Source organism: Paractinoplanes aksuensis (assembly GCF_024137025.1).
In the GTDB taxonomy this organism is placed as follows: domain Bacteria; phylum Actinomycetota; class Actinomycetes; order Mycobacteriales; family Micromonosporaceae; genus Actinoplanes; species Actinoplanes aksuensis.
The window spans coordinates 1-24912 of sequence record NZ_JAMYJR010000002.1 but is presented as its reverse complement, the minus strand read 5'-3'; the positions used below and the strand labels follow the sequence as shown (position 1 = coordinate 24912).

The following is a 24912-nucleotide window of genomic DNA, read 5'->3' as shown; positions in this document are numbered from 1 at the left end:
CTCGATGAGGTTGCGCACCGGCCGCTGACGGCGGCCGGAGCTCACTCGAACCTCAGCTTCTGCACCGCCGTCCTGGTGTCCTTCACCGGGCGGTGCTCTTCTGCGCGGCCCGGCTCCCAGACGAGCCGAGAGCAGACCGTGAACATTCTCGAAAAGACCACCCCTTCCCATGTACGGGCCGAAGGCCTGCGTGTCGTGCGGGGCGACCGCGTCGTGCTCGACGGCGTCGACGTCACCGTGTCGGCCAAGTCCCGCCTGGCTGTCGTCGGTCAGAACGGCAGCGGTAAGACGACGCTGCTCCAGGTGCTGATCGGGCGGACGGAACCCGACCAGGGCCACGTGCACCGGGCCGGCACGATCGGCGTCGCCGAGCAGGAACTCGCAACCGGCCACGGCGAGACCGTCGGCACCCTGGTCGCGCAGGCGATCCGGCCCGCGCAGCAGGCGCTGGAACGGCTGGAGGCAGCGCTCGGCACGGTCGAGACCGACCCCACGGCGTACGCGGAAGCCCTGGACGAGGCGACCCGGCTCGACGCCTGGGATGCCGAGCGCCGCGTCGACGTCGCCCTGGAGGCGTTGGACGCGTGCACCGACCGGGACCGGCGGCTGGACACGTTGTCGGTCGGGCAGCGGTACCGCGTACGCCTGGCCTGTGTGCTCGGGGCCCGCACCGACCTGCTGATCCTGGACGAGCCGACCAACCACCTGGACGCGGGCGGGCTCGCGTTCCTCACCGAGCGGCTGCGGCAGCATCCGGGCGGCGTCCTGGTCGTCACCCACGACCGGGCGCTGCTGCGCGACGTGGCCGAGGAGTTCCTCGACCTCGACCCGACCCCCGACGGGCGGCCCCGCCTCTACGCGGGTGGCTACGACGGCTGGCAGACCGGGCGGGCCCGCGAGCGGGAACGCTGGCAGCAGGAGTACGACGCCCAGGTGGCCGAGCATCAGCGGCTGGCCGGCGCGGTCGACGAGGCCCGCGGGCGGCTCAGCACGGGCTGGCGGCCGGACAAAGGGGTCGGCAAGCACAAGCGGCAGAGCCGGGCGCCGGGCATCGTGCAAGCGTTGCGGCGCCGCCAGGAGGCCCTCGACGCGCATCGGATCACGGTGCCGTCGCCGCCGCGTCCGCTGCGGTTCCCGGCGAGCGACACCCGGGCCGGGGCGCCGCTGCTCGACGCCGTCGACGTCATGGTGCCCGGCCGGATGCGGGCGCCGGTCAGCGTACGGCTGCGGGGTGGGGACCGGTTGCTGGTGACCGGGCCCAACGGCTCGGGGAAGTCGACGCTGCTGGCCGCGCTGGCCGCCACTCCGGGCGTACGCGTGGGGTTCCTGGCCCAGGAGGTGCCCGACGCGACCGTGCGGATGTCGCCCGGCCAGTTGCGGCGGCGGCAGCTCGAGCAGATCCTGGCCGACGGGCCCGACCTGCTGATCCTCGACGAGCCGACCAACCACCTGTCGGCGTCGCTGGTCGACGACCTGACCGCGGCCCTGCGGACCACCGCGATGGCCGTCGTCGTGGCCACCCACGACCGGCAGATGCGGGCCGATCTGGCCGACTGGCCGGTGATCAATTCCTCAGAGGTGCAACGCAACCCGTAGGCCGCATCGTCATGGGGTGCGGAGGACTTGATGATGCGCATTCACCGCTGGGCCGTGGCGGTGCTCGTGACGGGCACCCTCGCCGCCTGCGACTCGGCCGCGGCCGAACCGCCACCGGTCGCACCGGAGCAGGCGCCGGCGGCGTCCGGCCCGGCGCGCACCGTCGCGCCCTCCCGGTCCGCGCCCCGGCCGAAGCCGATCGCCTACCCCGAGCAGGGCGGCGGCCGGTGGCGGTTCGCCCCGGCCGGCACGGCGACGGCCGGCCGGGGCGGGCGACTGCTGCGCTACCGCGTGGCCGTCGAGCAGGACATCACCGGGGTCCCGGCCGTGACTTTCGCCGCCGCGGCCGAGGCCACTTTGGCCGATCCGCGCGGCTGGATCCGCGGTCACAACTGGCGGTTCCGCCGCGTGGGCCCGGGCCAGGAGTACGACATGACGTTGTATCTGGCCACGCCGAGAACCCGCGACAAACTGTGCGCCGATATCCCCGAGGGGTACACGTCGTGCCGCAACGGCGCCAAGGTGGTGCTCAACGTGGCCCGCTGGGCGAAAGGCGTGCCGTTCTACAAGGGCAAACTGGCCACCTATCGCCAGTACATGGTCAACCACGAGGTCGGCCACCGGCTGGGCCACGGCCACGAGCGCTGCCCGGCCGAAGGAGAGCCCGCCCCCGTCATGCAGCAGCAGACCCTCGGCATGCACGGCTGCACCATCAATCCGTGGCCCTACCCGGACGGCACCCTCTATCAGGGACCGTCCGGGCAGTACGCCGACGAGCCGCCGACCGGTTAGATGCCGAGCTCGTTGAAGAAGTAGAGCCACAGCTCGCTGCGCGTCGGGAACGACGGGATGGCGTGCCGCAGCCGGGTCAGCGGCACCTCGCCGACGATGGCGATGGTGGCCGCCTGCAGGAACTCGGCCACCGCGGTGCCGGTGATGGTGACGCCGACCAGCGTGTCGCGCTGCTCGTCGACCAGGAACCGGGCCGTGCCGACCCCGCCGCCCGAATAGGACCCGCCCGCGTTGGCCTCGGTGCCCACCTCGACCACGCGCACCCGCAGCCCGGCCTGCTCGGCCGACGCGGTGGTGTGCCCGACGGCGGCGACCTGCGGCGAGGTGAAGATGACGCGGGGCGAGTTCGGGCCGTCGGCCAGGTGGTCGGCCACCATCGGCTTGCCCAGGATCTCGCCGGCCGCGATCGCCGCCTGATACTTCGCCATGTGCGTGAACAGGGCCCGCCCGTTCAGGTCGCCGATCACGTACAGCCAGTCCTGCCCCGGCACCCGCATGTGGTCGTCGACCTCGACGTAGCCGTCCGGCTTCCCACCGACCGCCTCGAGACCCAGGTCAACTGCTTGCGGCGTACGACCGGTAGCCACCAGAAGTTCGTCCGCGGTCACGGTGCTGCCGTCGCCCAGGGTCACCGTCACCCCGTCCGCGTCCCGCCGGGCCGAGGTCGGCCGGTGCCCGAGCCGCACGTCCACGCCCTGCTCGGTCAGGCGGGCCGCGACCTGCTCGCCCGCGAAGTCCTCCTCCTTGGGCAGCACCCGCCGGCCCGCCACCAGCGTGACCCGCGCCCCCAGGGACACGTAGGCCTGCGCCATCTCCGACCCGACGACCCCCGCCCCCACGATGATCAGCGAGCCCGGGACCTGCTGGGCCGTGGTCGCCTCCCGGTTCGTCCAGGGCGCGACGGCCTCGATCCCCTCGATGTCGGGCAGCGCGGCCCGGGTGCCCCCGGCCAGGATGACCGCGCGCCGAGCCTCGAGCACCTCGTCGCCCACGGCGACTTGGCGCTCCCCCACCAGCCGGCCCCACCCGCGCACCAGCGTGACCCCGCGGTCGGTCAGCCAGGGCACCTGGCCCGCGTCGTCCAGATTCCCGATCAGCTCGTCCCGCCGCCGGAGCACGGCCGCGACATCCAGCCCGCCCGAGACGGCCTCGGCCGCGCCTGGCACGTGCCGTACCTCTTCGAGCAGTTCGCCCGGCCGCAGGAGGGCCTTGGACGGGATGCAGGCGTAGAACGAGCACTCCCCGCCGACCTTGTCGCCCTCCACGATCGCCACGCTCAGGCCGGCTTCGGCCAGCTTGCCCGCCGCGACCTCACCACCGGGTCCGGCCCCGACCACCACCACGTCAAAACTCTGCATGCCCCCAATGATCGACCCCTCGCCCCCGCCGTGACACCCGGTCACCCACCCTGGTCCCTCACACCAGTCACCCCGCTCCCACCACACCCCCGCTGACCAGGCCCTCGACACCCGCCGCCGCTCCGGACGAACGACAGCGGCGTCGAACGTGCAGACTCGACGCACCGGCTCACAGCAGCGCGCCAACAAACAACGGCGGTGGCGAAGTGCACGTTTGATGCACACCCACTCAGATTCCTCGCCAGAACGAGCAATAGCATTCACAACATGCGCGCTTTACGCGCACCCGCTCAGCAGCCTCTGCACGAACGACCAACGGCAGCGACGAAATGCGCGCTGGACCCACACCCGCGTAGCGACTCCTGCACAAACGACCAACGCCAGCCACGACATGCGCGCTCGACGCGAACCCCCAACAGCGACCCCTGCACAAACGACCAACGCGAGCGACGACATGCGTGCAGGACGCACACCCTCGCAGTGACCTCTGCGCGAACGACCGACCGTGGTTATGGTCATTCGCGCTCGATGCGCACCCGCTCTTCAAGCCTCTGGCAAACGATAAACAGCGGTGACGAGCATGCGCACTCGATCAACCCCGCTCACCAAGCCCTGATCGAACGAACAGAGGCGGTGCCGAGCGTGCGCGCATTTCAATGGAGTGATGGACAACGACGAGAAGTCGGACGATCAAGAGCGGGCCGCCCGGCGGACGCGCTTCGGCCGCCTCCCGGAACGCGTACTTCCCACGGACCTCGACGAGACGGTCGACACGCGCACCGTCCAGGACCGCCCCGCCACCGCCATGAACCCTTCACAGGTCGCAGCACTCTTCGACGGAGCCTGACCGCCCGGACGAGGAGCCGGCGTCCGGGCGATGGCGCCTGGCCACCCAACGAAGCTGCCAGCGTCCAGGCGATGGCGCCTGGCCCACCGACGAAGCTGCCGACGTCCAGGCGATGGCACCTGGCCAACCGACGAGGGGGCCGGCGTCCGGGCGATGGCGAGGATTGTCGTCCGCGCCTGCGCCTGAGCGGCTGGATTATCGGTCGACTGGGGTGGGGCTGGGGACTAGCTTCTGTCGGCATGTCTGGTGGGCCGCCTGCTGCTGTGCTTCGTGACTTCGGGGTCGAGGGGGTGGGGCGGGCGCTGGACGGTGGGCAGGGGACCTCCTGGCTGGTGGGCGGGCTCGTGTTCAAGCCTGAGGTGCCGGCCGTCGTCGAGGGGCTCGACCGGATCCGCGAGGACGGCTTTCGGCTGGCGGCTCCGTGCCGTACGCGGGAAGGCTCTTTCGAGAGTCACGGGTGGTCGGCCACGCGGTGGGTGGCGGGCTGTTCGCCGGACGGCGCGTGGCGGGACGTGGTCGAGGCGGGGCGGGCGTTTCATCGGGCGGTGGCGGGTATCGCGCGGCCGGCGTTCGTTGATGAGCGGCAGGACTGGTGGGCTCGCGGTGATCGGGTGGCCTGGGGTGAGCGGGACGTGGTCTTCCGGGCGGAGTTCGCGGGTGTCGCCGATCGTCTGGCCGAGGGGCTCGAGCCGCTGGGCGCATCGCAGCTCGTGCACGCTGATCTGACGCAGAACGTGCTCCTCGCGCCGGTCCTGCCGCCGGCGATCATCGACATCTCGCCGTACTGGCGGCCGGTCGCGTACGCCGAAGGGGTCGTCGTCGCGGACGCGGTGTGCTGGCACGGGGCCGATGCGTCGCTGCTCGAGCTGGTCGGAGTGAGCGTGCCGGCCGTGGCCCGGGCGCTAATGTTCCGGATGGCCACCACCAACGAGCGGGACGACCTGCCCGATGTGTGGGACGAAGCGCGCCGGTACGAGCGGGCGGCCGCGGCAATAGGGCTGTGAGCGGGGGGATCGTGGGCGAGCACACCGTCGTACGCGAGGTGGCCGGGCCGTGGTCGCTGGCCACCAGCCGGACGTTCTGGGAGGGCTTCGCGCCGGCCGCCCTGCGGGGGCAGCGCCAGGACGACGTGCTGCGCACCGTGTTCCGCGTCGAGCGGGACTGGTCGGCCGCCACCGCGACGATCCGGCAGGACGGGACGGCGGCCCGCATCACGGTCAGCGGCGACGGCGATCTGGACGCGGCGGCCGAGCAGACGGCCCGTTTTCTCGCGCTCGATGTCGACGGGCGTGGGTGGCCCGCGGTCGGTGAGCGGGATCCGGTGATAGCCGCCGCGCAGGCCGAGTTGCCCGGGTTGCGGCCGTGCGGATTCCATTCACCGTACGAGGCGGCCGCGTGGGCCGTGTTGTCGCAGCGTCTCCGCATCGCCCAGGCCGCACGGCTGCGCGACGAGCTGGTCGGCGACGATGGCGCTTTCCCGGCGCCGGAGTGGTTGCGCACGTTCGACGCCGACCTGCCGGGCCGCAAGGTCGAGTACCTGCACGCGGTGGCCGAGGCCGCGCTCGACGGCACGTTCGCAGGGTTGCGTCAGCTTCCCGCCGAGGAGGCGATCGCACGGGTGCAGCGGGTGAAGGGGCTCGGCCCGTTCGCGGCCGAGCTTGTCGTGCTGCGCGGGGCCAACCACCCGGACGGCGTGCCCCGCCACGAGTCCCGCTTCGAGGCCGAAGTCGCTTTCCAGTACGGGCCACAGGCCATCACCGAGCACGTGTCCGCCGCGTGGCGCCCCTACCGGACGTGGGCTGTGCTTCACCTGCGCGCGATCGCCGCCGCCCGCGGCTAGCTCGGGATCCGGAGGAACAGGCGGCGGGCGGCGTCGCCGCAGCGGGGCGAGCGGCGGTCCGTCAGCCGGGTCGAGTGGCGTCGGCGCAAGGAGGTGGGACAGCGGGCGCCGAGGACCGGGCGCCGGGCGCCGCGGGCCGTCCACCCGTGAGGGTTCATGAAGTGCACCTGCTTTCGATCGGGTCAACGGCCCGGGGACGGGCAAGTTCATCGGCAATCGGCCCGGTCGTGGCGGCGGATCTCACAGGGTGAACACGCCGGGCCGAGAACCGGCTCAACGGCTGACTTCGCTACCGTCGTTAAGCGGAGGTACCAGATGACCGTTCTATCCATCCGCAAGGTCGGCGACCCGGTGCTGCGTCAGATCGCCGAGCCGGTCACCGTCTTCGACGCCGAGCTGCACCAGCTCGTCGACGACCTCAACGAAACCCTGGCCGGCTCGCGCGGGGCCGGGCTGGCCGCCCCGCAGATCGGCGTCGGCCTGCGGGTCTTCGCCATCAACCCCGACCTGCCGGGCAACGAGATACGGCTCGACCACCTGATCAACCCGGGCCTCGAGTTCCCCGACGACGACGAGCAGAACGGCCCCGAGGGCTGCCTGTCGATCCCGGGCATCTACCTCGACACCAAGCGCCGCATGAACGTCGTCGCCCGCGGCCTCACCAAGCACGGCGACCCGGTGCAGATCGTCGGGGCCGGCCTGCTGGCCCGCTGCATCCAGCACGAGACCGACCACCTCGACGGCGTCCTGTTCATCGACCGCCAGGACCCGGAGGGCCAGGAACGCATCCTGGCCACCCTGCGTGAGGCCGCCTGGGCCGACACCCGGATCCAGCTCAGCCCCCACTGACCCCGAACGCAGCGGGCCGAGGTCAGCTCGTGCTCGTCCGCCGGGCGGTGGCCGACTGGTCGAGGGCGGCCGTCAGGTGGTCGATGCGGCCGGTCGTGATCATCAGGAGGATGCCGCCCTGGATGCCGGCCAGCAGCGCGGCCGCGGCCCGCGGCACGTCGACGTCCGCGGCCAGGCAGCCGGCAGCCCGCAGGCGGCGCAGGCCCTCGGCCAGCACCGCCTGCCAGTTCGCCATGAACTCGACCATGACGGCCTGCGCCTCGGGCATCCGGCGGCCGGCGTCGGCGCTGAGCAACCCGAGCAGCGGGCACCGCAGACCACGGCCCTGGTACCAGACGACCATGGCGTCGCGCCACCGCTGCCAGTCGGCCCATGACTCGAATCCGAGCAGGGCCTCGGTCTGTTCCCGCAACGCCTGCGCGGTCTCGTGCCGGGTGACCGCGAGCACCAGTTCCTCCCGCCCGCCCGGGAAGTAGTGGAACAGCTGCCCTTTGCTGGTCGCCGTGCGGGCCATGATGTCCTCGAGCCGCACCTCTTCGACGCCGCTCTCGAGGATCTCGGCCGACGCCCCGAGGATGATCCGCTGCCGGGTCTGCTCCCCCTTGGGGGTCAACGTCCTGGCTGCCATGGCCGCTCCTTCGTCACTGTCGTCCCGTCAGCCCGCGCCGTTGAGGATCGGCGGGGCGTAGCCGGCCGGCTTGTCGCCGACGGTCAGGCCCGGGTTGACCACCATCGACTGGTAGCCGGGGGTGAACATCGAGTACAGCTGGGGTGTCCGGGGCGCGCTGGCCTCGTCGAGCCGGCGCCGGGCGTCGGCCGGGATCTCGAAGTCGAGCGCGGCCAGATTCCCCGCCAGTTGCTTCTCGCTGCTGGCCCCGGCCACCGCCGACGCTACCCCGGGCTGAGTGACCACCCAGTTCAAGGCGACCTGGGCCATGGGCCGCCCGAGCCCCTCGGCGACCTCCTGCAGCGCGCCGATGATCCGCCACGTGTCGTCGGTGATCGCCGGACCGGCGGCGCCGGGGTCGCCGAGGCGCCCGTCCCCGGTCACGCCGTGGTCGGTGCGCCGGTACTTGCCGGTGAGGATGCCGCCGCCGAGCGGGCTCCACGCGGTCAGACCGAGGCCCAGCGCCTGCGCCATGGGTGCGTACTCGTGCTCGATGTCCCGCATCGTCAGGGCGTACGGCAATTGGAGGGTGACCATCGGGGTCAGAGCGTGCGCCTCGGCGTAGCTCTGGGCGCGGGCGGCGTACCAGGCCGGCACGTCCGACAGCCCGGCGTAGCGGATCTTGCCGGAGCGCACGAGGTCGTCGAAGGTCCGCACCACCTCCTCGACCGGGGTGATGCGGTCCCAGGTGTGCAGCAGGTAGAGGTCGAGGTAGTCGGTGCCGAGCCGGGTCAGCGAGTCCTCGACGGCCCGGATCATGTGCTTGCGCCCGTTGCCACCGGCGTTGGGGTCGCTCGGGTCCACGCTGTTGGTGTACTTGCTGGTCAGCACGAGCCGTTCCCGGTTCCCGGCCCGGGCCATCAGCCGGCCGAGGATGCGCTCGCTCTCACCCGCCGTGTAGAAGTCGGCGGTGTCGATGAGGTTCCCGCCCGCCTCGACGTAGCGGCGGAAGATCGGCTCGGACTCGTCCTCGGTCTTTCCGTACGCCGCGTGCCAGCCGCCGGTGCCGAAGTTCATGGTGCCGAGGGCGAGGCGGCTGACCCGCAGGCCGGACCGGCCCAGTAGGTAGTAGTGGTTCATGCCGGCAACTGTGCCGCCGCAAAAATGGACCAGCCAGTCCAGAATCTACCGCGAGGAAACTACTTGCCTAGAAGGAAAGTGCAGGTGATACTTTCCTGGCTGGCAAGTAGATGCCTGAGGGGGAAGTGATGGACACACCACGCATACCGGCCGTCGATGCCGAGCTGGCGCTGGCCGAGGTGCAGGCCCGCCGGGACCAGGTCGTCGGGGCCAACCTGGTGCCGGGCTGGTTCTGGCCCTCGATCGGCGGTCTGATGCTGCTGTTCGTCGCCGCTGTCGAGAGTGGCCGCCCGGCCGTGGTCGCCACCGGAACGGTCGCCTACGTGCTGGGCCTGGGCGCGCTGATCATCGCGATGGTGCGCCGCTCCCGGGTGCAGGTGCGCACCGAACTGATCGGGGTTCGCGGCGGCCTGGCCATCGCCGGCTTCACACTCGTGCTGGTCGGGGTGGGCATCGGGCTCGGTCTCGCCCTCGATGCGGCGGGGGCGCCCGCCCCGGCGACGATCGCCTGTGTGCCGGTCGCGGCCGGGCTGGCCCTCGGCGGGCCCGCGCTCATGGCCCACCTGCGGCGGCTCATGCTCTCGCGTCCGCTGGGCAGCGTCCGGTGACGGTCGAGCCCCGCTTCGACGAGCTGATCCACGCGCCGACCCGGCTGTCGATCGTGAGCCTGCTGACCGCCTCGGAGTGGGCCGAGTTCAAATACCTGCGCGACCAGGTCGGGCTCACCGACTCGGCCCTCTCCAAACAGCTGACCACGCTCGAGGAGGCCGGCTACGTCGACATCCGCAAGGCGTTCATCGGCAAACGCCCGCGGACGTCGGTGCGGCTCAGCGCCCGCGGCCAGCATGCCTTCGCCGGCCACGTGGCCGCGCTACAAGAGATCGTGGCCCGGGCCGGGATGGCCGTGCTGCCCGATTAGGCCAGACCGGCCGCCATGTCCATGAGGCGGCCCAGCACCGCCTCGCCGCCGGTGCGCAGGCCGTCGTGCTCGTACTCGTTGGTGATCCAGGTGCGGACGTGGCCGACCCGGGACGCCGTCTCGAGCGAGAGCTTCATGTCGACGTACATGTCGTCGGCGTAGACCGCGGCCACCACCGGCACCTCGTTGGCCGCGAGGCGGTCGAGGTCGTAGAGCGGCGGCCAGTCGCCGGCCTCGGCCAGCAGGTCGGCGGCGCCGGCGAACGGGCGCAGGGCGGCGATCTGCTCGAACATCCAGGGGTACATCATCTCGCCGGTGAACAGCAGCGGATCGGCGTCGGCGGCGAACTCGGGCCGCTCGGCCAGCGCCTTGGCCGCGGCCCAGCGCGTCGGCGCGCCGCCGACCCCGCCGTAGCAATACTCCTGCAGGGCGAACAGCGGCTTGTCGACGAACCCGGTGAGCGCCATGACCTCGTGCAGGAAGGTCGCCGAGAGCCGGTCGCCGTGCCAGGCCTCGTCGAGCAGCCAGTGCAGCTGGGCGTAGCCGTAGCTCATGCCGAAGCCGTTGCCGATCAAACGGAAGCGCTCGGCGGTCAGCCGGTCGCCGTCGGGCAGGCGCACGTCCTCGGCCGCCAGGTGGTCGGCGATGCGGCGGACGGCGGCCACGTCCTCGGGGAAGTCGCGGTAGTACTCGGCGTTCTTGGCGGCCACTCGCGGATAGGTGTGCGCGTAGACCTCGTCGGCCGTGGCCGTGAGCCCCGGCAGCCCGCCGGTGACGTAACACGTACGCAAGGCCGAAGGCGCCTGGGACAGATAGGTCATCGTCACGAAGCCGCCGTAACTCTGGCCCAGCGTGTCCCACCGCTCGCCCCCGGCCACCCGCGCCCGCAGGATCTCGGCGTCGGCCACGATGCTGTCGGCCCGGAACAGCCGCAGATAGTCGGCCAGCTCCTTCGCCGACCGGTCGCCCACCGAGCCGGCCGTGAGCGGCGTGCTGCGCCCGGTGCCACGCTGATCGAGCAGCAGCACCCGGTGGCTGCGCACGGCTCGGGCCAGCCAGCCCTCGGCCCGCAGCGGCCGCGGCGACTTGCCACCCGGACCGCCCTGCAGGAACACCAGCCACGGCAGCCCGTCGGCCGGTTTGTCGGCCGCCACGACCTCGCGGGCGAAGACCTCGATCGTCTCGCCGCCCGGATCACGGTGGTCGAGCGGAACGGTCACGGTGTGGTCGGTGAAACGCAACCCCGGGTGAGCAATCATGACTTCACCCTAGAGGCGGCGTCTGACATAAAGCACGCTGTCGATCCGGCCGCCGCCGGGAGCAGGCAACATACCGATCTGGCGGGCCTCCACCTCGAATCCGGCCCGCTGCAGCGTCTTCTGCGACCCGATGTTGTCGGCCGCCGTGCCCGCGACCACGCGCCGTAGCCGCACCTCGTTGAACGCCCACCGGGTGACCAGTTCGACGGCTCGCCGTGCGTAACCCCGCCCCCGGAACGCCGGCAACACCCCGTAACCGAGCATCCCCTCCCGGTGGTGCGGCTGGAAGTAGTAGAGCGCGATCTGGCCCGCGAACGAGCCGCTGCGCGCGTCGACGATGCTCATGGCGGCGGCCTCGCCGGCCAGCCAACGACCCTCGGCGTACGCGAAGAGGCGTTCCACCTCGGCCCGGGGCGGTGCCTCCGGTGGCACCGAGGTCGCCACCACCTCGGGCAGGCTGCGCAGCTGGTACCAGCCCTCCAGGTCCTCGGGCCGCAGCGGCCGGACCCGGACCACCCCGTCGGTGAGCTCGCCACCGGGCAGGTCGGGCAGCACCCGCGGCGCCGGCCCCTCGGGGTCGTCGGCCAGCCGGGCCCACACCGACATGTCCTGCCGCTCGGGCCCCGCGCCCCGGGCTATGCCCTCGCGGCGGTAACCCAGAGCAATGACGTCCCGCTGCGCAGCGGGGTCGTCGAGCGGGAGGCGAATCTCGGAGCGGTACGGCGTGGTCACAGATTCAAATTACTGCGGCCCGGGAACGGCGACGCACTCAGGTGTTGGCCCCGCGGGCGGCCACGCGCCACTGGTCGACCTGGCCGCCGCCGGAGACGACGACCAGCTCATCGACCAGGTTGACGGTCGCGCAGACGTGGTTCGGGGCCACCCGCAACAGGTCGCCGCGGGCGGGCACGGCGTCCGGGAACTCGATCGTGGCGTGGTGCTCGGACAGGGCGGCCACCCGCGCCTCCGGGAAGTCCGGCAGCCGGCCGAACCCCGTGGCCCAGGCCAGCCGGTCGGCGCCCAGGATCTTGCTGCCGGCATCGACGATGGCCCGGTTTCCCGTACGGCTGACCACCGTCGCCGCCACGGTCAGGGCGACCGCGTCGAAGTCGCAGGTGCCCAACTCGACCTGCTGGGCGTCGTTGAACACGTACACCCCGGGCCGGATCTCCGTGAGCGGCCCGGCCCCGGCCAGCCCGGCCGTCGGCGTGGAGCCACCACTGCGTACGCCGGCGCCCGGATCTGCCCCGGCCAGCGCGCGAGCCTCGTCGAGCGCCGCCTGCGGCTGGGACCCGGGCCCGTACCCATGTCCCGGGAACGTGAAGATGCCGAGCACCCGATGCCCGGCCCGCGCGGCCGCCTCGGCCAGCCCTTTGGCCTCGTGCGGCTGCACGCCGCTGCGGTGGTGGCCGCTGTCCACCTCCACCAGCACGTCGAGCGGCCCGACGGCCCGGGCCAGGGCGTCCGCGCTCTCGGCGGAGTCGACGCCGAGGCGCAGCGCGACCCGCTCGGCCAGCGCGCGCAGCCGCCGGGCCCGCTCGGGCGAGGGCCAGACCGGGTACGCGATGAAGAGATCCCCGGCCCCGCCGTCCGCGAAGATCTCGGCCTCGCGCACGGTGGCCACGGTCAGCCCGGCCGCGCCCTGCTCGAGCTGCCGCCGCGCGATCTCGATCGTCTTGTGCGTCTTGGCGTGCGGCCGCAATGCCAGTCCACGGGCGGTCGCGCTCGCTGCCATGCTCCGGACGTTGCGATCCAGCACGTCCAAGTCGACAGCCACGTAAGGGGTCTCCACGGGGACCATGATCGCAGGACTCAGCGCAGGTCGGGGCGGCGCATCAGGCGGTCGAGGTCGTCGGTCAGGGCGTCCAGGCGGCGGATGCCGTCGTCGATCGTGTCGCCGGTCGGGCGGGACTCGAGGAGCGGGGCCATGATGTTCTCGGTCTGCGTCGCGTAGTCGGCCTGGGCGGCGCTGATCGCGGCCACGATCTCGGCCGTGAGGTCGTCGAGCGGCAGCGAGCGGGCGTCCGGGTCGAGGCGCAGTTCGAGCACGTTGCCGCCCGGCCCCGTGCGGGCCCGGGCGTAGCGCTGCGGGGAGACGCCCTCGCCGGCCGCCGTGGCCATGTCGGCCTGCATGCGGCCGACCCGGTCGAGCTGTTCCTGGGCGTACGCCGCGAGGTCGTGGAAATCGTGGAACTGCGGCATCGAGGGCCTCCCGTGGACGTGCCATCCTGGTGCGATGGCGGTGAAGGACTACACCACGAAGGTCGCGCCCGCGTTCGACGGCCTGCTGCCCGGCGGCGAACGGCTGCTGGCCGCCGCGCCGCTGGTGCAGGACCCCGGCACGACCGAGGACGTCTCGGCGCGCGACGAACTGATCGACCTGCTGGACCCGACCATCCTAGTGGGACTGGGCACGTTCGGAGGCAACGCGGTGCAGCAGGCCGTCTGGGGCCGCGCGGTGATCGGCCCGCCCGGCACGCAGGGGCAGCTGCTGCACGCGGCCATCGGCGGCGTGACCGCCCCCGCGGTGGCGGTGACCGACCGGCGACTGCTCATCGTCGAGATCGACGTGGTGCCCCGCGCGCAGAGCGGCCTGGGCAAGTGGTTCGGTCCGTCCGACCAGGTCGCACGGGAGAGATACGGGGTGGACAAGGTGGCTATCCTGGGTGCCGTCGCGGCCCCGGCCGGGGCTCTGCGCCGCGGACGGCTGCTGGCCGGCTTCCGTGACGGGTCGGGCTGCATGCTGGTCTGCGCCCCGCCGAGCCTGGCGCCGGCGGTGGTCGAGGCGATCGGGGCGCCTAGGGAGGGCTAGCAGCGTGGGACAACCGGTACAGGTCTATCTGGACTCGCTGTCCAGGTACGCCGCCGCGATGGACGAGCTGAACGCGTCCTTCGACACCACCCGCCGTCTGCTGGTCGAGGCCGACGTCACCGAGGACAGTTTCGGCCTGCTCCCCGACTCGCGCGACTGCGCCGAGGTCTACGAGCAGCGCACGACCGACGGCCTCGACACGCTGACCTGCGGGGCCGACGCGTTCTCGGACCTGAGCGACGCGTTCCGCGAGCTGCGCGAGGGCTACGAGCTCACCGACCAGGCCGCGGCCGACCGGCTCGGGGCGGGCAAGTGACCCGGGCGCCCAGCGGGGCCGACCGCATCGAGCAGTGGCTGGGCCCGGCCGGCGAGGCCTACTCGGTCATCAAGCCGATCGTGGCGTTCCTGAGCAACCCGCTCGACGCGGTGACCGGCGACCCCGACCAGTTGCGGGCCAAGGCCGAGGCCTGGCGGGCCGCCGCGACCCAGATCGAGCAGCACGCCGAGGCCGAGCTGGCCGCACGCACCGACCTGCTGTCCTACTGGGAGGGTGACGCGGCCGCCGCCTTCAATCAGGAGCTGACCGAGGTCAACCAGTCCTTCGGCGAGATCGCCGAGCACTTCCGGGTCACCGCCGAGCTGCTCGACGGTTCGGCCGAGGCCGCCGCCCAGGCCCAGGACCTGGTCGAGCAGATCGTCCGCGAGCTGATCGCGTGGCTGATCGTGACCATCATCGTGGCCCTGGCCTCGGCCTTCATCACGGCCGGGGCGTCGCTGGCGGCGGGCGCGGCGGCCGGTGGCATCGAGGCCGCGGTGGCGGGCACGCGTGCGGCCACGGTCGGCATGAAGCTGGCCGGTCTGCTGCGCAAGGTGGCCGCCTTCCTCAAAAAGATGAGCGAGTTCGCCAAGGCCTACAAGCTCACCAAGATCCGCAGCGTGGGCGCGAAGAACTGGGTCGGCGCCCGGTACGCGACCAAGGAGGGCTACCAGCTCCTCGCGACCAACTGGGTGATCAAGAAGGCCATCGTGGAGCCGACGCTCGGCCCCGGCATCGACAAGGTCACCGGGGCCGACGCGACCTGGAAGCTGCCGCAGGTGTTCTGACCTCAGTCGTCGTCGCCGTGACGGTCGTCGTCGTGGCGGTCGTCGCCGCCGTGGCGGCCGCTGTTGTCGTCGTCACGGTCGTCGTCGTCACGGCCACGGTCGTCGTCGCGGTCGCGGTCGTGGTCGGTCACGGCGCCGGTCTTGCGGTCGATGTCGAGGTCGTGCTCGACGCCCTTGTAGTGGACCTCGACCTCCCAGACGGCCCGGCCGTGCTCGGTGTCCCGCTCGACCTTGGTCACCCGGCCGCCGCCGACCGTGGCCAGCGCCTTGGCCCGGGCCTGCTCGGCCGAGAACGACGTCACCGCGCCGCCGGCCGCGCTGCCCAGCCCGGACGACGCCGAGCTGCTGCTGGTCCGCGGGCTCGGCGTGACCGACCCCGGCTCGGAGGTCTCGAACGGCGCCGGGGTGGGGTCGTCGCTGAAGGTCGGCGACGGCGTGGCGGCCAACGGCGACGGGGTCGAGCTGTCGTCGCCGCCGGCCGCGAGGGCCGTGCCGGTGATGCCGAGGACGGCGGCCGCTCCGACGGCTGCGGCGATGGCGTACGAGCGCTTCATGGTGGTTCCTCCCGGTTGTTTCGCTCTGACACCAAGAGGTTCGCGCGTTCTTGGATAGCGGCGCGCTGCATGATCGCTAAGGCCGGGTTAAGGACGGCCGAGCACCATTCTCACGACCGAGCCGTCATCACCGCCGATGATCTCGAACTGCCCGCCCGAGGCCTGAGCGGCCCGGCGGGCGATGTCGAGGCCGAGGCCGGTCGAGTCGCCCCCGCTGACGCCGCGCCGGATCAGACCGGCCGGCATCCCCGGCCCGCGGTCGGCGATCGTGAGCACGACCCCCTCGGGCGCGGACGCCAGCCGTACCGAGAAAGGGGTTTCGTCCGGGGTGTGGGCGAAGACGTTGCCGAGCAGGGCGTCGATGGCCGCGGCCAGCTCGTCGGCCGACACCGCGACCGGTTGCGGGCCCGGCACCAGGTCGACGGTCAGCTCGCGGCCGGTGTCCTCGGCCAGCACGGCCCAGAACGCGGCCCGGTCGGCCACCACCGCCGCCGCGTCGCACCGGGCCGGCTCGACGTCGCCGTCGGTGCGCCGCCGGGCCTGCTGGATCAGCCCGCTCACGGCCCGTTCCAAAGCATCGGCGGCCGCGCTCAGCCGGGCACTTTCGTCCTGGTCCCGCAGACCCTCGGCCTCCAGCCGCAGGGCGGTCAGCGGGGTGCGCAGCCGGTGAGAGAGGTCGGCGACCTGTTCCCGTTCGGCCCGCAGCAGCTCCTGGATGCGGCCGGCCAGGTGGTTGAGGGCGCCGGCCACCTCCCGTACTTCCTGGGGGCCCTCGGGGGACGCGCGGGCGGTGAGTTCGGCGTTGGCCAGCCGATGAGACACGTCCGAAAGGTCGGTGATGGGGCGGATGATGGACCGGGCGAGCCGGTCGGCCACGAACACGCCCAGCGCCACCAGCAGCGCGCCCAGCCCGAAGAGCACGATCCAGGAGCGGGTGACCCCGTCCCCGGCCTCGGCGGGCGAGACCAAAGTACGGATGACGGCCGGTCCGTCCGGGCGGCCCTGCACGCCGACGACGATCTCGCGCCCGCCGCCCGACTCGACCGTGAGGCTCTGGCCCCGCGCGGCCAGCTGCACGGCCGGCGTACGGGGGGAGGCAGTGCCCAGGGTCTCGCCCGGCAGGAAGACGGTGATCGGACGGCCGGTCGCGGCCACCAGCTGGTCGACCGTGAGCCGCAGATCGGCCGGGTCGGCCGTGCCGACCTGCGTGACGATGCTCTGGATGTCGGCCGTGGCCCGCACGGTCGCGCGGTCCTCGGCCACTTGTCGCACGAGCAGGGCCAAAGGGACCAGGAAGGCGATCATCATGAGGCTGGTGGTGGCCAGCACGAGGACGGTCAGGCGGCTCCTCACGGCGCGCCCAGGCGCACGCCGACGCCGCGTACGGTGTGCAGGTAACGCGGCTCGGTGGCGCTCTCCCCCAGCTTGCGACGCAGCCACGACAGATGCACGTCGACCGTCTTGTCGGCGCCGCCGTAGGGGATCTGCCACACCTCGGTCATCAGCTCACGCTTGGTGACCACCTGACCGGCCCGGGTGGCCAGGTGGTGCAACAGGTCGAACTCCCGCGGCGTGAGCTCGATGGTCGTGCCGTCGAGGCGCACCTGCCGCCCGGCCGGATCGATGACGAGATCACCCACGGTGATGGTCGGGTCGGCGTTCGGGGTGGCGCCGCGCCGCAGCACGGCCCGGATCCGCGACTCGAGCTGGGCCGCCGTGAATGGCTTGACCAGGTAGTCGTCGGCCCCGGCGTCGAGCACCCGGACGATCTCGGTCTCGTCGTCACGCGCGGTCGCCACGATCACCGGCACCTGACTGACCGCACGCAGCATTCTTAGCACCTCGCGGCCGTCGAGGTCGGGCAGACCGAGGTCGAGGACGACCAGGTCGGGCCGGTCGGTGAGGGCCGCCTGCACGCCCTCCATGGCGGTGGCGACGGAGGCGACGGCGTGGCCGCGCTCCTTCAACGCCCGCATCAGGGGCGTACGGATGGTCGCGTCATCCTCGATCAGCAGCAGCCGGGCCATTGGCCCGAGAGTAGTCGGCCCCACCGCGCCCACCTGCGCTCTTAACCTTCCTTTAGCGTGCGCGGGAGACAGTCTTAGGCGTGCGTACGGCATAGTTCGGATCATGCCGTCCGTGAAGCCGCCCCGTCCCGTCGTCGTCGCCGCCGGGTGGCTGGCGGCCGCCCTCGTGGCCACAGCGGCCGGGCTGGGCGGCATCCAACTGGTGAGCGACAGCCTCACTGGCACGCGGGGCGGAGTCGTCACCGAGGAGGAGGTCGCGCGCGCACTGGCCGCGGCCACCCCGACAACCGCCCCGGCTTCCTCAGCGCCGTCGCCCACGCCGTCGAAGCGCCCTCCGCGGGGCGTCTTCTCCAGCGCCGGCAACACCGTCACCGTGCACTGCGAGCCCGGCGACCAGGCGTATCTCGACAGTTGGGCTCCGGCCCCGGGCTATCAGGTGCACGATTACGACCGGGGCCCGGACGACGACGTCGAGGTCCGCTTCGAAGGTTCCGGCGGCCGGGTGGAGTTCAAGTTCCACTGCGTCGGCGGGGTGCCCCAGCGCGAGCAGCAGCACGGGGATGACGACGATTGACGGTCGTCAATCGGTAGCCGTGCGTTAACGCTGTGGCCTCGGTCGGCCGACAGTCTTCCCGGGGACAACCCTCGAGGAGGATTCATGGACCGTCGAACCCTGTTGCGCGCCACGGCGGTACGGCCGTCGTGCGGCCCGCGATGGGCCGGTTCAAGCACGAGGCGGCCGCGGCCGATCCCGTGCGCCAGGTCGTCTATCTCACCGAGGACGAGACCGACGGCAAGTTCTACCGCTACATCCCGGCCGGCTGGGGGAACCTGTCGACCGGCACGCTCCAGGTGTTCCGGGCCGGCAGCGCCACCTCGGGCTCGTTCACGTGGGCCGACGTGCCCGACCCGGACGGCTCGCCGACCCAGACGCGCTACCAGGTCTCGGGGGCCAAGTCGTTCAACGGCGGCGAGGGCTGCCACTACGCCGAGAACACGGTGTGGTTCACCACCAAGGGCGACAACCGCGTCTGGCAGGTCAACCTCACCAGCAACACCTACGAACTGGCGTACGACGACAACCTGGTCAGCCCGGGCAGTGCGCCCCTGACCGGGGTCGACAACGTCACCGGTACGGCGTCGGGCGATCTCTACGTGGCCGAGGACGGCGGCAGCATGGACATCTGCCTGATCACGCCGGACGACAAGATCTCGGTCTTCCTGCGGGTGACCGGGCAGGGGTCATCGGAGATCACCGGCCCGGCGTTCACCCCGGCCGGCAACCGGCTCTATTTCTCGTCACAGCGCGGCACCTCCGGAGCGTCCTCCGGGGGCATCACGTACTGCGTGACGGGGCCGTTCCGTTAGAATCGCTCTGGTTTTGGCTAACTCCGTCTTGCGTCCATCACGGCGGCGACCGCGGCGGTTGTGACGACTGCTGCGGTCAACGCCACACCACGCAGACCCCAGGCGACCATCGCCACCGACAGCAGGCCCCACACGACGGCCGCGGTGACCGCCACGGTGATCAGCACCGGACGGGGCCACCGGGGCCAGGGCGCGCGGCTCAGCGCGGGGTAATCCGTGGTCAGGCGGGCGACGATGTCGTCGAACTCCCTGCGCTTGTCCTCGGTGCTCATCCCGACCTCCTTGTCGAAGCACGCATGCTCCTGACCGCACTGTACGTCGGAGACACGACATTCGGTTCGAGAGATCTTCACTTTTCTACCAACTACCGAAGACTCGGGCCTGTCCGCCCGAGCCGTCCTGGTAAGGAATCAGGCCCACGGTCAGGGTCGCGCCGTGGGCCGGGAGCCGGTCGAGGTGGGCCAGATTCTCGACCCCGTAGCGGTCGGCGCCGGTCAGCGCCAGGTGGGTCTCGAAGCCGGTCGAGACGCCGGGATCGATGCTCAGGGTGTCGACGCCCAGGCAGCGGATGCGACGCTTGGTCAGCAGCCACTCGCAGGCCTCGACGCTGAAGCCCGGGAAGTGCAGGCCGCCTTGCGTATCGGTGCCGCGGTAGGCGTCGGCGTCGGGGGCCTTGGCGGCCCAGCCGCTGTGCATCAGGACGGCGGCGTTGCGCGGGATCCGGTCGTACCGGCGCTCGTAGGCCACCAGATCGGCCACCGAGACCGTCGTGTCGGGCTCCCGGACGGCCCGGCGGGCGATGTCGATGACCACGGCCGGGCTGATGAGCTCGGCCAGAGACAGTTCCTCGGACGTACGCCCACCGGCCGTGAAATGGGCCGGCGCGTCGACGTGGGTGCCGAAGTGCTCGAGAATCGTCCATTCCTGCATGTAGTAGCCGTCGGCCGGAATGGAAGTGACCGTGCGGCGCGACGGCTCCTCCCCCGGCACGAACGCGGGGAACGACGGGGTCACCAGGTGGGTCAGGTCTTGCAAGCCGGACTTTCGGGCACCGGCCTGCGCCGGATCGGGCACAGCTACCGCGGCGGTCGTGGCCGCCGCGCCGAGGAGCAGTGAACGACGAGTGACTTTGTCGACGCACATGGTCGCAATCTAGCCCCGCTCTCACCCTTTCGGGCCCCTCGGGCTCAGGAAAATGTCATACCCTCCCGCGAAGATGTGGCCACGCCCAACGGAGGGACAAGCCATGACCGCACCGGCCATCGAGACCGCCGGTCTGATCAAGAGATTCGGGGACAACACCGCCGTCGCCGGCGTCGACCTCACGGTCCCGCCCGGCACGGTCTACGGGCTGCTCGGCCCCAACGGCGCGGGCAAGACCACCGTGGTCCGCATGCTCGCCACCCTGCTGCGCCCCGACGGCGGCACGGCCCAGGTGTTCGGCCGCGACGTGGTGCGCGAGGCCGACGCGGTGCGCAGCCGGGTCAGCCTGACCGGGCAGTACGCGTCGGTCGACGAAGACCTCACCGGCACCGAGAATCTGATCCTGCTGGCCCGCCTGCTCGGCCACTCCAAACCGCAGGCGCGCGACCGGGCGGCCCAGTTGCTGGCCGCGTTCGGCCTGACCGAGGCGGCCGGTCGCCAGGTCAAGAAATACTCGGGCGGCATGCGGCGGCGCATCGACATCGCCGCGAGCATCCTCAACACGCCCGACCTGCTGTTCCTCGACGAGCCGACCACGGGTCTCGACCCGCGCAGCCGCAACCAGGTGTGGGACATCGTCCGCATCGTCGTCGCCGCGGGCACGACGGTCCTGCTCACCACGCAATATCTCGACGAGGCCGACCAGTTGGCCGGCCGCATCGCCGTGATCGACCACGGCAAGGTGATCGCCGAGGGCACGCCGGGCGAGCTCAAGTCGTCGATCGGCGCCGGCACCATCCACGTGCGACTGCGCGAGGCGGCCCAGCGCCCCTCGGCTGAACGGGTGCTGGCCGCCGTGCTGGGCACGACCGTCCAGCAGGGCTCCGACCCGGTGGCGCTGACCGCGCGGGCCGAGGCCGGTGGCTCCGAGCGCGGGGCGGCCGAGCTGGCGTCGCAGGCTCTGGCCCGGCTGGCCGAGGCCGGCATCGTGGTCGACGACTTCTCACTCGGGCAGCCCTCGCTCGACGAGGTGTTCCTGGCCCTGACCGACCGCCCGGGGGTGCCGGCATGAGTACAGACACCGCGGAAACCGTCTCTGCTTACGCGCCGTCGAGCGAAACGCTGGGGGCCGTGCTGGCCCGGGCCGACCGCCCGAAACGCCCGAGCGCGTGGGCCGCGTCGCTGACGTTCGGCTGGCGGGCCATCCTGAAGATCAAGCACGTCCCCGAGCAGCTGTTCGACGTAACCGCGTTCCCGATCATCATGACGCTGATGTTCACGTACCTGTTCGGCGGCGCGCTGGCCGGCTCGACGGGCGAATACCTGCAGTTCTTCCTGCCCGGCATCATGGTCACCAGCGTCGTCATGATCACGATGTACACCGGCGTCGGCCTCAACACCGACATCGAGAAGGGCGTCTTCGACCGCTTCCGCACCCTGCCCGTGTGGCGGCCCGCGGCCCTGGTCGGCATGATCTTCGGCGACGTCCTGCGCTACATCCTGGCCGCCACCACCATCATGGTCGTCGGCCTGATCCTGGGCTTCCGGCCCGAGGGCGGCTTCCTGGGCGTGGTCGGCGGCATGGCCCTGCTGGTGGTCTTCTCGTTCGCGTTCTCCTGGATCTGGACCATGTTCGGGCTGTTCCTGCGCTCCGAGAAGTCGGTCATGGGCGCCAGCATGCTGGTGCTGTTCCCCCTGACGTTCCTCAGCAACGTCTTCGTCGACCCGGGCACGATGCCGGGCTGGCTGCAGGCCTTCGTCAAAATCAACCCGGTCACCCACCTGGTCTCGGCGATCCGCTCCATCATGGCCGGCTCCCCGGACATGGCCGAGATCATGTGGACCTTCGTCGCCAGTGCCGTGCTGATCGCCGTCTTCGGCACCCTGACCATGCGCCTCTACAACCGCAAATAAGGCCGCCGTTCCCACCGTCGGCTTGCGGTCCGCGTGCCTTAGAGGGCTCTGGACTATCGGGCGCCACTGGGTTCTCGGGGGCTCTGGGCTTTCGGGGCCGAAGACCGCGTTGTTCTTGCGCTTGGACGGCTGGGGACGAGGGTGTCCATGCCTGGCTGAAAAGCAACTACGCCTGGCATGGACACCCTCGTCCCCAGCCTCGCGTGGGGTCCACCTTGCTCTGGCGTCTGGGTCATTGCTTCTCTGGGTGCCTGGCTGAGCTGGGGAAACCCGTGCGGATTCGGGGGATGGCTTCCGCGCTGGGGTCGAAGCCAGGCGTTTCTCTCACTCAGGCCGGCCTGAGCGGTGGGTTTCGCGTTCGAACCGTGCCGGCCGCGCGGCAGATCGCCCGGCGCCTTTAGCCGTTGGAGGACGACTACCGCGTCACCGTCGGCAGCTACGATGCCCGCTGTGACTGGCGCGTTGCGGATCCCTTTTCGTCATCACGACCGCGGCGGCGTTGTCAACGTGCGGGTTACGCAGGTCGTGGACGGGATCGACGCTGGATTCGACATTCTCCCCGGTCTTCCGTTCGGGCCCGAGGCAGCAGCAGGGTATCCGAGCATGTCGGCGACAGTGGCCTACGACGGAACCGGATACCGAACTTCGGCGGGCTGGATCCAGGTCGTTCACACCACACGCACCTGGCCCGACGCGACGATCATGGTCGCCGGCGAGGTCGATCTGGGGCAGGTCTGGGCAGAGACGGCATCACCATTTTTCGCCCATGGCTACCCGCCGGCTATCTACGACGCGCCTTCCAACAACCTCAACGGCGCGGACCACCTCGAGTGGCGTGCCGACACCTTCCTCACCACCGTTCCGATTCGATCCAGAGCCGAGCCGATCATGCTCTTGGCCTCGTTCTCGTGGGGTTACAGCGAATCTGCCGAACCGGAGACGACACCGACGATCTTGGCACCCGTAGCTACCTCGAGTCAGTGCTGGAACGACTGCTCCGAGCTCTTCCAACGAGACTTTCCTGGTTGGCGTTGGGCTTGACGGCAAGGTTCGCGGGAGACGCGAGCGGCCGTCCGGAGCCGGGCCGTCAGCGCGCCGGCTCAGTGATCGATCACTTATCGCGGGACAGAGCCCGCTGCTGCGCGAGGCGGGCGTGGCCGACAACACCGAGCGGGCCGGCGAATACCTGCGGAACGTGACCGCCGGGGAGACGCCCGAGTCGCGGTGGCGTACGCACCTCGAGCACGGCCCGGCCGCCGTCGACGTGCTGCGGCGGCGCACTCCGCTGAGGTTCCAGTGGATGGAGGGCTACGCCGACTACTTCCCCGAGCTGCCCGGCGGCTCGGCGACCGGCCGCGCCATGGAGCCCAAACCTTTCGACGTACGCCGTTTGGGCGCCGACCGCGCCCGCCTGCGCCCACCCGCGCTGGCCGCGCCTTTCCCGATGCCGGTCTCCGGTCGTACGTACAAATGGTTGAACTTGGTCGCCCGCCACCCGCGCGGCATCGTCACCGGCGCCCGGCCGCTGGGCCTCGGCCTGGGCGGATTGGCCGTGCGCCGCGAGTACGCCGCCGGGGGCAGCGCCCTTGCCGCCGGCCTCTTCGCCGGTGTGCGGGCCGCCGGCATCCCGGTCTGGTTCGAGTCTCCGATCAAGGAACTCCTGGTCGAGGACGGCCGGGTCACCGGTGTCGTGGTCACGAAGCAAGGCCAGGAAGTACCGGTACGAGCGTCACGCGGCGTACTCCTTTCGGCCGGTGGTTTCGACCGCAATCAGGCCCTGCGCCACGAACACCAGTCCGACCAGCTCGACACCGAGTGGTGCCTGGGCAACCCGGAGAACACCGGCGACATCCTGCCCATCGCCCAGGCGGCCGGAGCCGACCTGGCTTTCATGAACGAGGCGTGGTGGTTCCCGGCCGTGCCCGCACCCGGCCCGATGCCCGCGCCGCTGCTGGCCGAGCGGTCGCTGCCCGGCCAGATCATCGTGAACCAGCAGGGCCGCCGCTTCATGAACGAGGCGGTGAACTACATGACCGCCGGCCAGATCCTCATCCAGCAACAGCTTCCGGTGTGGATGGTCTTCGACCAGCGCTACCGCAACCGCTACATCTTCGGCGGCAGCGTCTTCCCCCGACAGCCACTACCTGCCGCCTGGTACGACGCGGGCATCGCAGCCAAGGCCGACACCCTGCCCGACCTGGCCGAACAGCTAGGCCTGACCGACCTCGCGGCCACCGTCGACCGCTTCAACACCCAGGCCGCGGCCGCCCGCGACGACGACTTCCACCGCGGCGACAGCGCCTACGACCGCTACTACGGCGACCCGACGATCAAGCCCAACCCGTGCCTGGGCCCGATCGACAAGGCCCCGTACTACGCGGTGAAGGTAGTCCCCGGCGACCTCGGCACCTGCGGCGGCATCCGAGCCGACGGCCTGGGCCGCGCCCTCCGCGCCGACGGCACCGTCATCGACGGCCTGTACGCCACCGGCAACGCAGCAGGCAACGCCTTCGGCCGCGTCTACCCCGGCCCCGGCGCCACGATCGGCCAGGGCCTGACCTTCGGCTACGCCGCAGCCCGCCACGCCGCCGGCCAACTGGCCGCCTGACACCCGGCTCGCAACTCCCGGCCCACGCTCACCGCTCACCGCTCACCGCTCACCGTCGCCGTTGGCGCGTTACCGTTCGCGGGTTACCGTTCACGGCCCACGGCCCACGGCCCACGGCCCACGGCCCACGGCCCACGGCCCACGGCCCACGGCCCACGGCCCACGGCCCACGGCC

Annotated in this window: 28 protein-coding genes and 1 pseudogene; 17 read left to right on the top strand and 12 right to left on the bottom strand. The window is 71.5% G+C overall.

Annotated elements, in window-relative coordinates; all coding sequences use genetic code 11:
• Positions 1–138: 138 nt before the first annotated feature.
• Together M1L60_RS02080 and M1L60_RS02075 are read left to right on the top strand one after the other, a co-directional pair.
• A complete protein-coding gene (locus M1L60_RS02080; RefSeq protein WP_253235521.1) occupies positions 139–1596 on the top strand; it encodes an ATP-binding cassette domain-containing protein in 1458 nt (485 codons plus the stop codon).
• A 30-nt stretch (positions 1597–1626) separates the two neighbouring features.
• Positions 1627–2388: a DUF3152 domain-containing protein gene (locus M1L60_RS02075; protein WP_253235520.1), complete on the top strand. Its 762-nt coding sequence runs from the start codon at positions 1627–1629 to the stop codon at positions 2386–2388.
• On the opposite strand, the gene M1L60_RS02070 is transcribed toward M1L60_RS02075, so the two are convergent.
• Positions 2385–3746, bottom strand: coding sequence for a dihydrolipoyl dehydrogenase family protein (locus M1L60_RS02070; protein WP_253235519.1), 1362 nt, complete (start codon positions 3744–3746; stop codon positions 2385–2387). The two genes, M1L60_RS02075 and M1L60_RS02070, sit on opposite strands and share 4 nt — an antisense overlap.
• A gap of 664 nt (positions 3747–4410) precedes the next feature.
• On the opposite strand from M1L60_RS02070, the gene M1L60_RS02065 reads away from it, so the two are divergent.
• The 4 genes from M1L60_RS02065 (at position 4411) to def (ending at position 7282) form a co-directional block, all read left to right on the top strand.
• Positions 4411–4593, top strand: a complete 183-nt coding sequence (locus tag M1L60_RS02065; RefSeq protein WP_253235518.1) for a hypothetical protein — start codon at positions 4411–4413, stop codon at positions 4591–4593.
• 263 nt (positions 4594–4856) lie between these two features.
• On the top strand, positions 4857–5597 hold the full coding sequence (locus tag M1L60_RS02060) for a hypothetical protein (protein WP_253235517.1): 741 nt from the start codon (positions 4857–4859) through the stop codon (positions 5595–5597).
• Positions 5594–6433 (top strand): DNA-3-methyladenine glycosylase family protein, encoded by an 840-nt coding sequence (locus M1L60_RS02055; protein ID WP_253235516.1) that lies wholly within the window; start codon positions 5594–5596, stop codon positions 6431–6433. The genes M1L60_RS02060 and M1L60_RS02055 overlap by 4 nt, the downstream gene beginning before the upstream one ends.
• Positions 6434–6748: 315 nt before the next feature.
• A complete protein-coding gene (gene def, locus M1L60_RS02050) occupies positions 6749–7282 on the top strand; it encodes a peptide deformylase (RefSeq protein WP_253235515.1) in 534 nt (177 codons plus the stop codon).
• 22 nt (positions 7283–7304) lie between these two features.
• Here def and M1L60_RS02045 read toward each other — a convergent pair whose 3' ends face one another.
• Together M1L60_RS02045 and M1L60_RS02040 are read right to left on the bottom strand one after the other, a co-directional pair.
• Positions 7305–7910 (bottom strand): TetR/AcrR family transcriptional regulator, encoded by a 606-nt coding sequence (locus M1L60_RS02045; RefSeq protein WP_253235514.1) that lies wholly within the window; start codon positions 7908–7910, stop codon positions 7305–7307.
• A 27-nt stretch (positions 7911–7937) separates the two neighbouring features.
• On the bottom strand, positions 7938–9029 hold the full coding sequence (locus M1L60_RS02040; protein WP_253235513.1) for an aldo/keto reductase: 1092 nt from the start codon (positions 9027–9029) through the stop codon (positions 7938–7940).
• Positions 9030–9157: 128 nt separating this feature from the next.
• Here M1L60_RS02040 and M1L60_RS02035 point away from each other — a divergent pair, with 128 nt between their 5' ends.
• Both M1L60_RS02035 and M1L60_RS02030 read left to right on the top strand, forming a co-directional pair.
• Positions 9158–9637, top strand: a complete 480-nt coding sequence (locus tag M1L60_RS02035; protein WP_253235512.1) for a hypothetical protein — start codon at positions 9158–9160, stop codon at positions 9635–9637.
• Positions 9634–9948, top strand: a complete 315-nt coding sequence (locus tag M1L60_RS02030; protein WP_253235511.1) for a winged helix-turn-helix domain-containing protein — start codon at positions 9634–9636, stop codon at positions 9946–9948. The genes M1L60_RS02035 and M1L60_RS02030 overlap by 4 nt, the downstream gene beginning before the upstream one ends.
• Here the strand turns inward: M1L60_RS02030 and M1L60_RS02025 are convergent.
• Genes M1L60_RS02025 through M1L60_RS02010 form a run of 4 tightly spaced genes read right to left on the bottom strand, consistent with a single transcriptional unit; the run spans position 9945 to position 13409 of the window.
• Positions 9945–11207, bottom strand: a complete 1263-nt coding sequence (locus M1L60_RS02025; protein WP_253235510.1) for an alpha/beta fold hydrolase — start codon at positions 11205–11207, stop codon at positions 9945–9947. The genes M1L60_RS02030 and M1L60_RS02025 overlap by 4 nt on opposite strands.
• A gap of 9 nt (positions 11208–11216) precedes the next feature.
• On the bottom strand, positions 11217–11939 hold the full coding sequence (locus tag M1L60_RS02020) for a GNAT family N-acetyltransferase (protein WP_253235509.1): 723 nt from the start codon (positions 11937–11939) through the stop codon (positions 11217–11219).
• Between the two features lie 37 nt (positions 11940–11976).
• Positions 11977–12999, bottom strand: coding sequence for an alanine racemase (locus tag M1L60_RS02015; protein WP_438862064.1), 1023 nt, complete (start codon positions 12997–12999; stop codon positions 11977–11979).
• 20 nt (positions 13000–13019) lie between these two features.
• Positions 13020–13409, bottom strand: a complete 390-nt coding sequence (locus M1L60_RS02010) for a YbaB/EbfC family nucleoid-associated protein (RefSeq protein ID WP_253235507.1) — start codon at positions 13407–13409, stop codon at positions 13020–13022.
• A 34-nt stretch (positions 13410–13443) separates the two neighbouring features.
• Here M1L60_RS02010 and M1L60_RS02005 point away from each other — a divergent pair, with 34 nt between their 5' ends.
• Genes M1L60_RS02005 through M1L60_RS01995 form a run of 3 tightly spaced genes read left to right on the top strand, consistent with a single transcriptional unit; the run spans position 13444 to position 15123 of the window.
• A complete protein-coding gene (locus M1L60_RS02005; protein ID WP_253235506.1) occupies positions 13444–14019 on the top strand; it encodes a hypothetical protein in 576 nt (191 codons plus the stop codon).
• A 4-nt stretch (positions 14020–14023) separates the two neighbouring features.
• On the top strand, positions 14024–14335 hold the full coding sequence (locus tag M1L60_RS02000) for a hypothetical protein (protein WP_253235505.1): 312 nt from the start codon (positions 14024–14026) through the stop codon (positions 14333–14335).
• Positions 14332–15123, top strand: a complete 792-nt coding sequence (locus M1L60_RS01995; RefSeq protein ID WP_253235504.1) for a WXG100 family type VII secretion target — start codon at positions 14332–14334, stop codon at positions 15121–15123. The genes M1L60_RS02000 and M1L60_RS01995 overlap by 4 nt, the downstream gene beginning before the upstream one ends.
• A 2-nt stretch (positions 15124–15125) precedes the next feature.
• On the opposite strand, the gene M1L60_RS01990 is transcribed toward M1L60_RS01995, so the two are convergent.
• From M1L60_RS01990 to M1L60_RS01980, 3 genes are all read right to left on the bottom strand, one after another.
• A complete protein-coding gene (locus M1L60_RS01990; protein ID WP_253235503.1) occupies positions 15126–15677 on the bottom strand; it encodes a PepSY domain-containing protein in 552 nt (183 codons plus the stop codon).
• 87 nt (positions 15678–15764) lie between these two features.
• A complete protein-coding gene (locus M1L60_RS01985; RefSeq protein ID WP_253235502.1) occupies positions 15765–17030 on the bottom strand; it encodes a HAMP domain-containing sensor histidine kinase in 1266 nt (421 codons plus the stop codon).
• Entirely contained in the window at positions 17027–17704 is a 678-nt protein-coding gene (locus M1L60_RS01980) for a response regulator transcription factor (protein WP_253235501.1), read from the bottom strand. The genes M1L60_RS01985 and M1L60_RS01980 overlap by 4 nt, the downstream gene beginning before the upstream one ends.
• 103 nt (positions 17705–17807) lie before the next feature.
• Here M1L60_RS01980 and M1L60_RS01975 point away from each other — a divergent pair, with 103 nt between their 5' ends.
• The gene (locus tag M1L60_RS01975) at positions 17808–18278 is read left to right on the top strand and encodes a septum formation initiator (RefSeq protein WP_253235500.1); all 471 of its coding nucleotides are present in this window, start codon (positions 17808–17810) and stop codon (positions 18276–18278) included.
• A 113-nt stretch (positions 18279–18391) separates the two neighbouring features.
• A pseudogene (locus M1L60_RS01970) lies at positions 18392–19072 on the top strand (alkaline phosphatase PhoX); the annotation flags it as partial.
• A gap of 17 nt (positions 19073–19089) precedes the next feature.
• Here M1L60_RS01970 and M1L60_RS01965 read toward each other — a convergent pair.
• The gene (locus tag M1L60_RS01965) at positions 19090–19344 is read right to left on the bottom strand and encodes a hypothetical protein (RefSeq protein ID WP_253235499.1); all 255 of its coding nucleotides are present in this window, start codon (positions 19342–19344) and stop codon (positions 19090–19092) included.
• A gap of 85 nt (positions 19345–19429) precedes the next feature.
• Complete coding sequence (locus M1L60_RS01960) at positions 19430–20215, bottom strand: cyclase family protein (protein ID WP_253235498.1); 786 nt, start codon at positions 20213–20215, stop codon at positions 19430–19432.
• Between the two features lie 103 nt (positions 20216–20318).
• Here M1L60_RS01960 and M1L60_RS01955 point away from each other — a divergent pair, with 103 nt between their 5' ends.
• From M1L60_RS01955 to M1L60_RS01940, 4 genes are all read left to right on the top strand, one after another.
• On the top strand, positions 20319–21287 hold the full coding sequence (locus M1L60_RS01955) for an ATP-binding cassette domain-containing protein (RefSeq protein ID WP_253235497.1): 969 nt from the start codon (positions 20319–20321) through the stop codon (positions 21285–21287).
• Positions 21284–22129: an ABC transporter permease gene (locus tag M1L60_RS01950; protein ID WP_253235496.1), complete on the top strand. Its 846-nt coding sequence runs from the start codon at positions 21284–21286 to the stop codon at positions 22127–22129. Before M1L60_RS01955 ends, M1L60_RS01950 begins: the two co-directional genes overlap by 4 nt.
• Before the next feature lie 450 nt (positions 22130–22579).
• Entirely contained in the window at positions 22580–23170 is a 591-nt protein-coding gene (locus M1L60_RS01945; RefSeq protein ID WP_253235495.1) for a hypothetical protein, read from the top strand.
• Between the two features lie 112 nt (positions 23171–23282).
• Positions 23283–24737, top strand: a complete 1455-nt coding sequence (locus M1L60_RS01940; RefSeq protein WP_253235494.1) for an FAD-binding protein — start codon at positions 23283–23285, stop codon at positions 24735–24737.
• Positions 24738–24912: the final 175 nt, after the last annotated feature.

Bases quoted from the DNA above. Each gene is read 5' to 3' on its own strand.
- M1L60_RS01980 (WP_253235501.1), bottom strand. From the start codon at position 17,704: ATGGCCCGGCTGCTGCTGATCGAGGATGACGCGACCATCCGTACGCCC.
- M1L60_RS02005 (WP_253235506.1), top strand. From the start codon at position 13,444: ATGGCGGTGAAGGACTACACCACGAAGGTCGCGCCCGCGTTCGACGGC.
- M1L60_RS02025 (WP_253235510.1), bottom strand. From the start codon at position 11,207: ATGATTGCTCACCCGGGGTTGCGTTTCACCGACCACACCGTGACCGTT.
- M1L60_RS01960 (WP_253235498.1), bottom strand. From the start codon at position 20,215: ATGTGCGTCGACAAAGTCACTCGTCGTTCACTGCTCCTCGGCGCGGCG.
- def (WP_253235515.1), top strand. From the start codon at position 6,749: ATGACCGTTCTATCCATCCGCAAGGTCGGCGACCCGGTGCTGCGTCAG.
- M1L60_RS01950 (WP_253235496.1), top strand. From the start codon at position 21,284: ATGAGTACAGACACCGCGGAAACCGTCTCTGCTTACGCGCCGTCGAGC.
- M1L60_RS02075 (WP_253235520.1), top strand. From the start codon at position 1,627: ATGATGCGCATTCACCGCTGGGCCGTGGCGGTGCTCGTGACGGGCACC.
- M1L60_RS02065 (WP_253235518.1), top strand. From the start codon at position 4,411: ATGGACAACGACGAGAAGTCGGACGATCAAGAGCGGGCCGCCCGGCGG.
- M1L60_RS02040 (WP_253235513.1), bottom strand. From the start codon at position 9,029: ATGAACCACTACTACCTACTGGGCCGGTCCGGCCTGCGGGTCAGCCGC.
- M1L60_RS01955 (WP_253235497.1), top strand. From the start codon at position 20,319: ATGACCGCACCGGCCATCGAGACCGCCGGTCTGATCAAGAGATTCGGG.
- M1L60_RS01965 (WP_253235499.1), bottom strand. From the start codon at position 19,344: ATGAGCACCGAGGACAAGCGCAGGGAGTTCGACGACATCGTCGCCCGC.
- M1L60_RS02035 (WP_253235512.1), top strand. From the start codon at position 9,158: ATGGACACACCACGCATACCGGCCGTCGATGCCGAGCTGGCGCTGGCC.
- M1L60_RS02045 (WP_253235514.1), bottom strand. From the start codon at position 7,910: ATGGCAGCCAGGACGTTGACCCCCAAGGGGGAGCAGACCCGGCAGCGG.
- M1L60_RS02070 (WP_253235519.1), bottom strand. From the start codon at position 3,746: ATGCAGAGTTTTGACGTGGTGGTGGTCGGGGCCGGACCCGGTGGTGAG.
- M1L60_RS02010 (WP_253235507.1), bottom strand. From the start codon at position 13,409: ATGCCGCAGTTCCACGATTTCCACGACCTCGCGGCGTACGCCCAGGAA.
- M1L60_RS01975 (WP_253235500.1), top strand. From the start codon at position 17,808: ATGCCGTCCGTGAAGCCGCCCCGTCCCGTCGTCGTCGCCGCCGGGTGG.
- M1L60_RS01990 (WP_253235503.1), bottom strand. From the start codon at position 15,677: ATGAAGCGCTCGTACGCCATCGCCGCAGCCGTCGGAGCGGCCGCCGTC.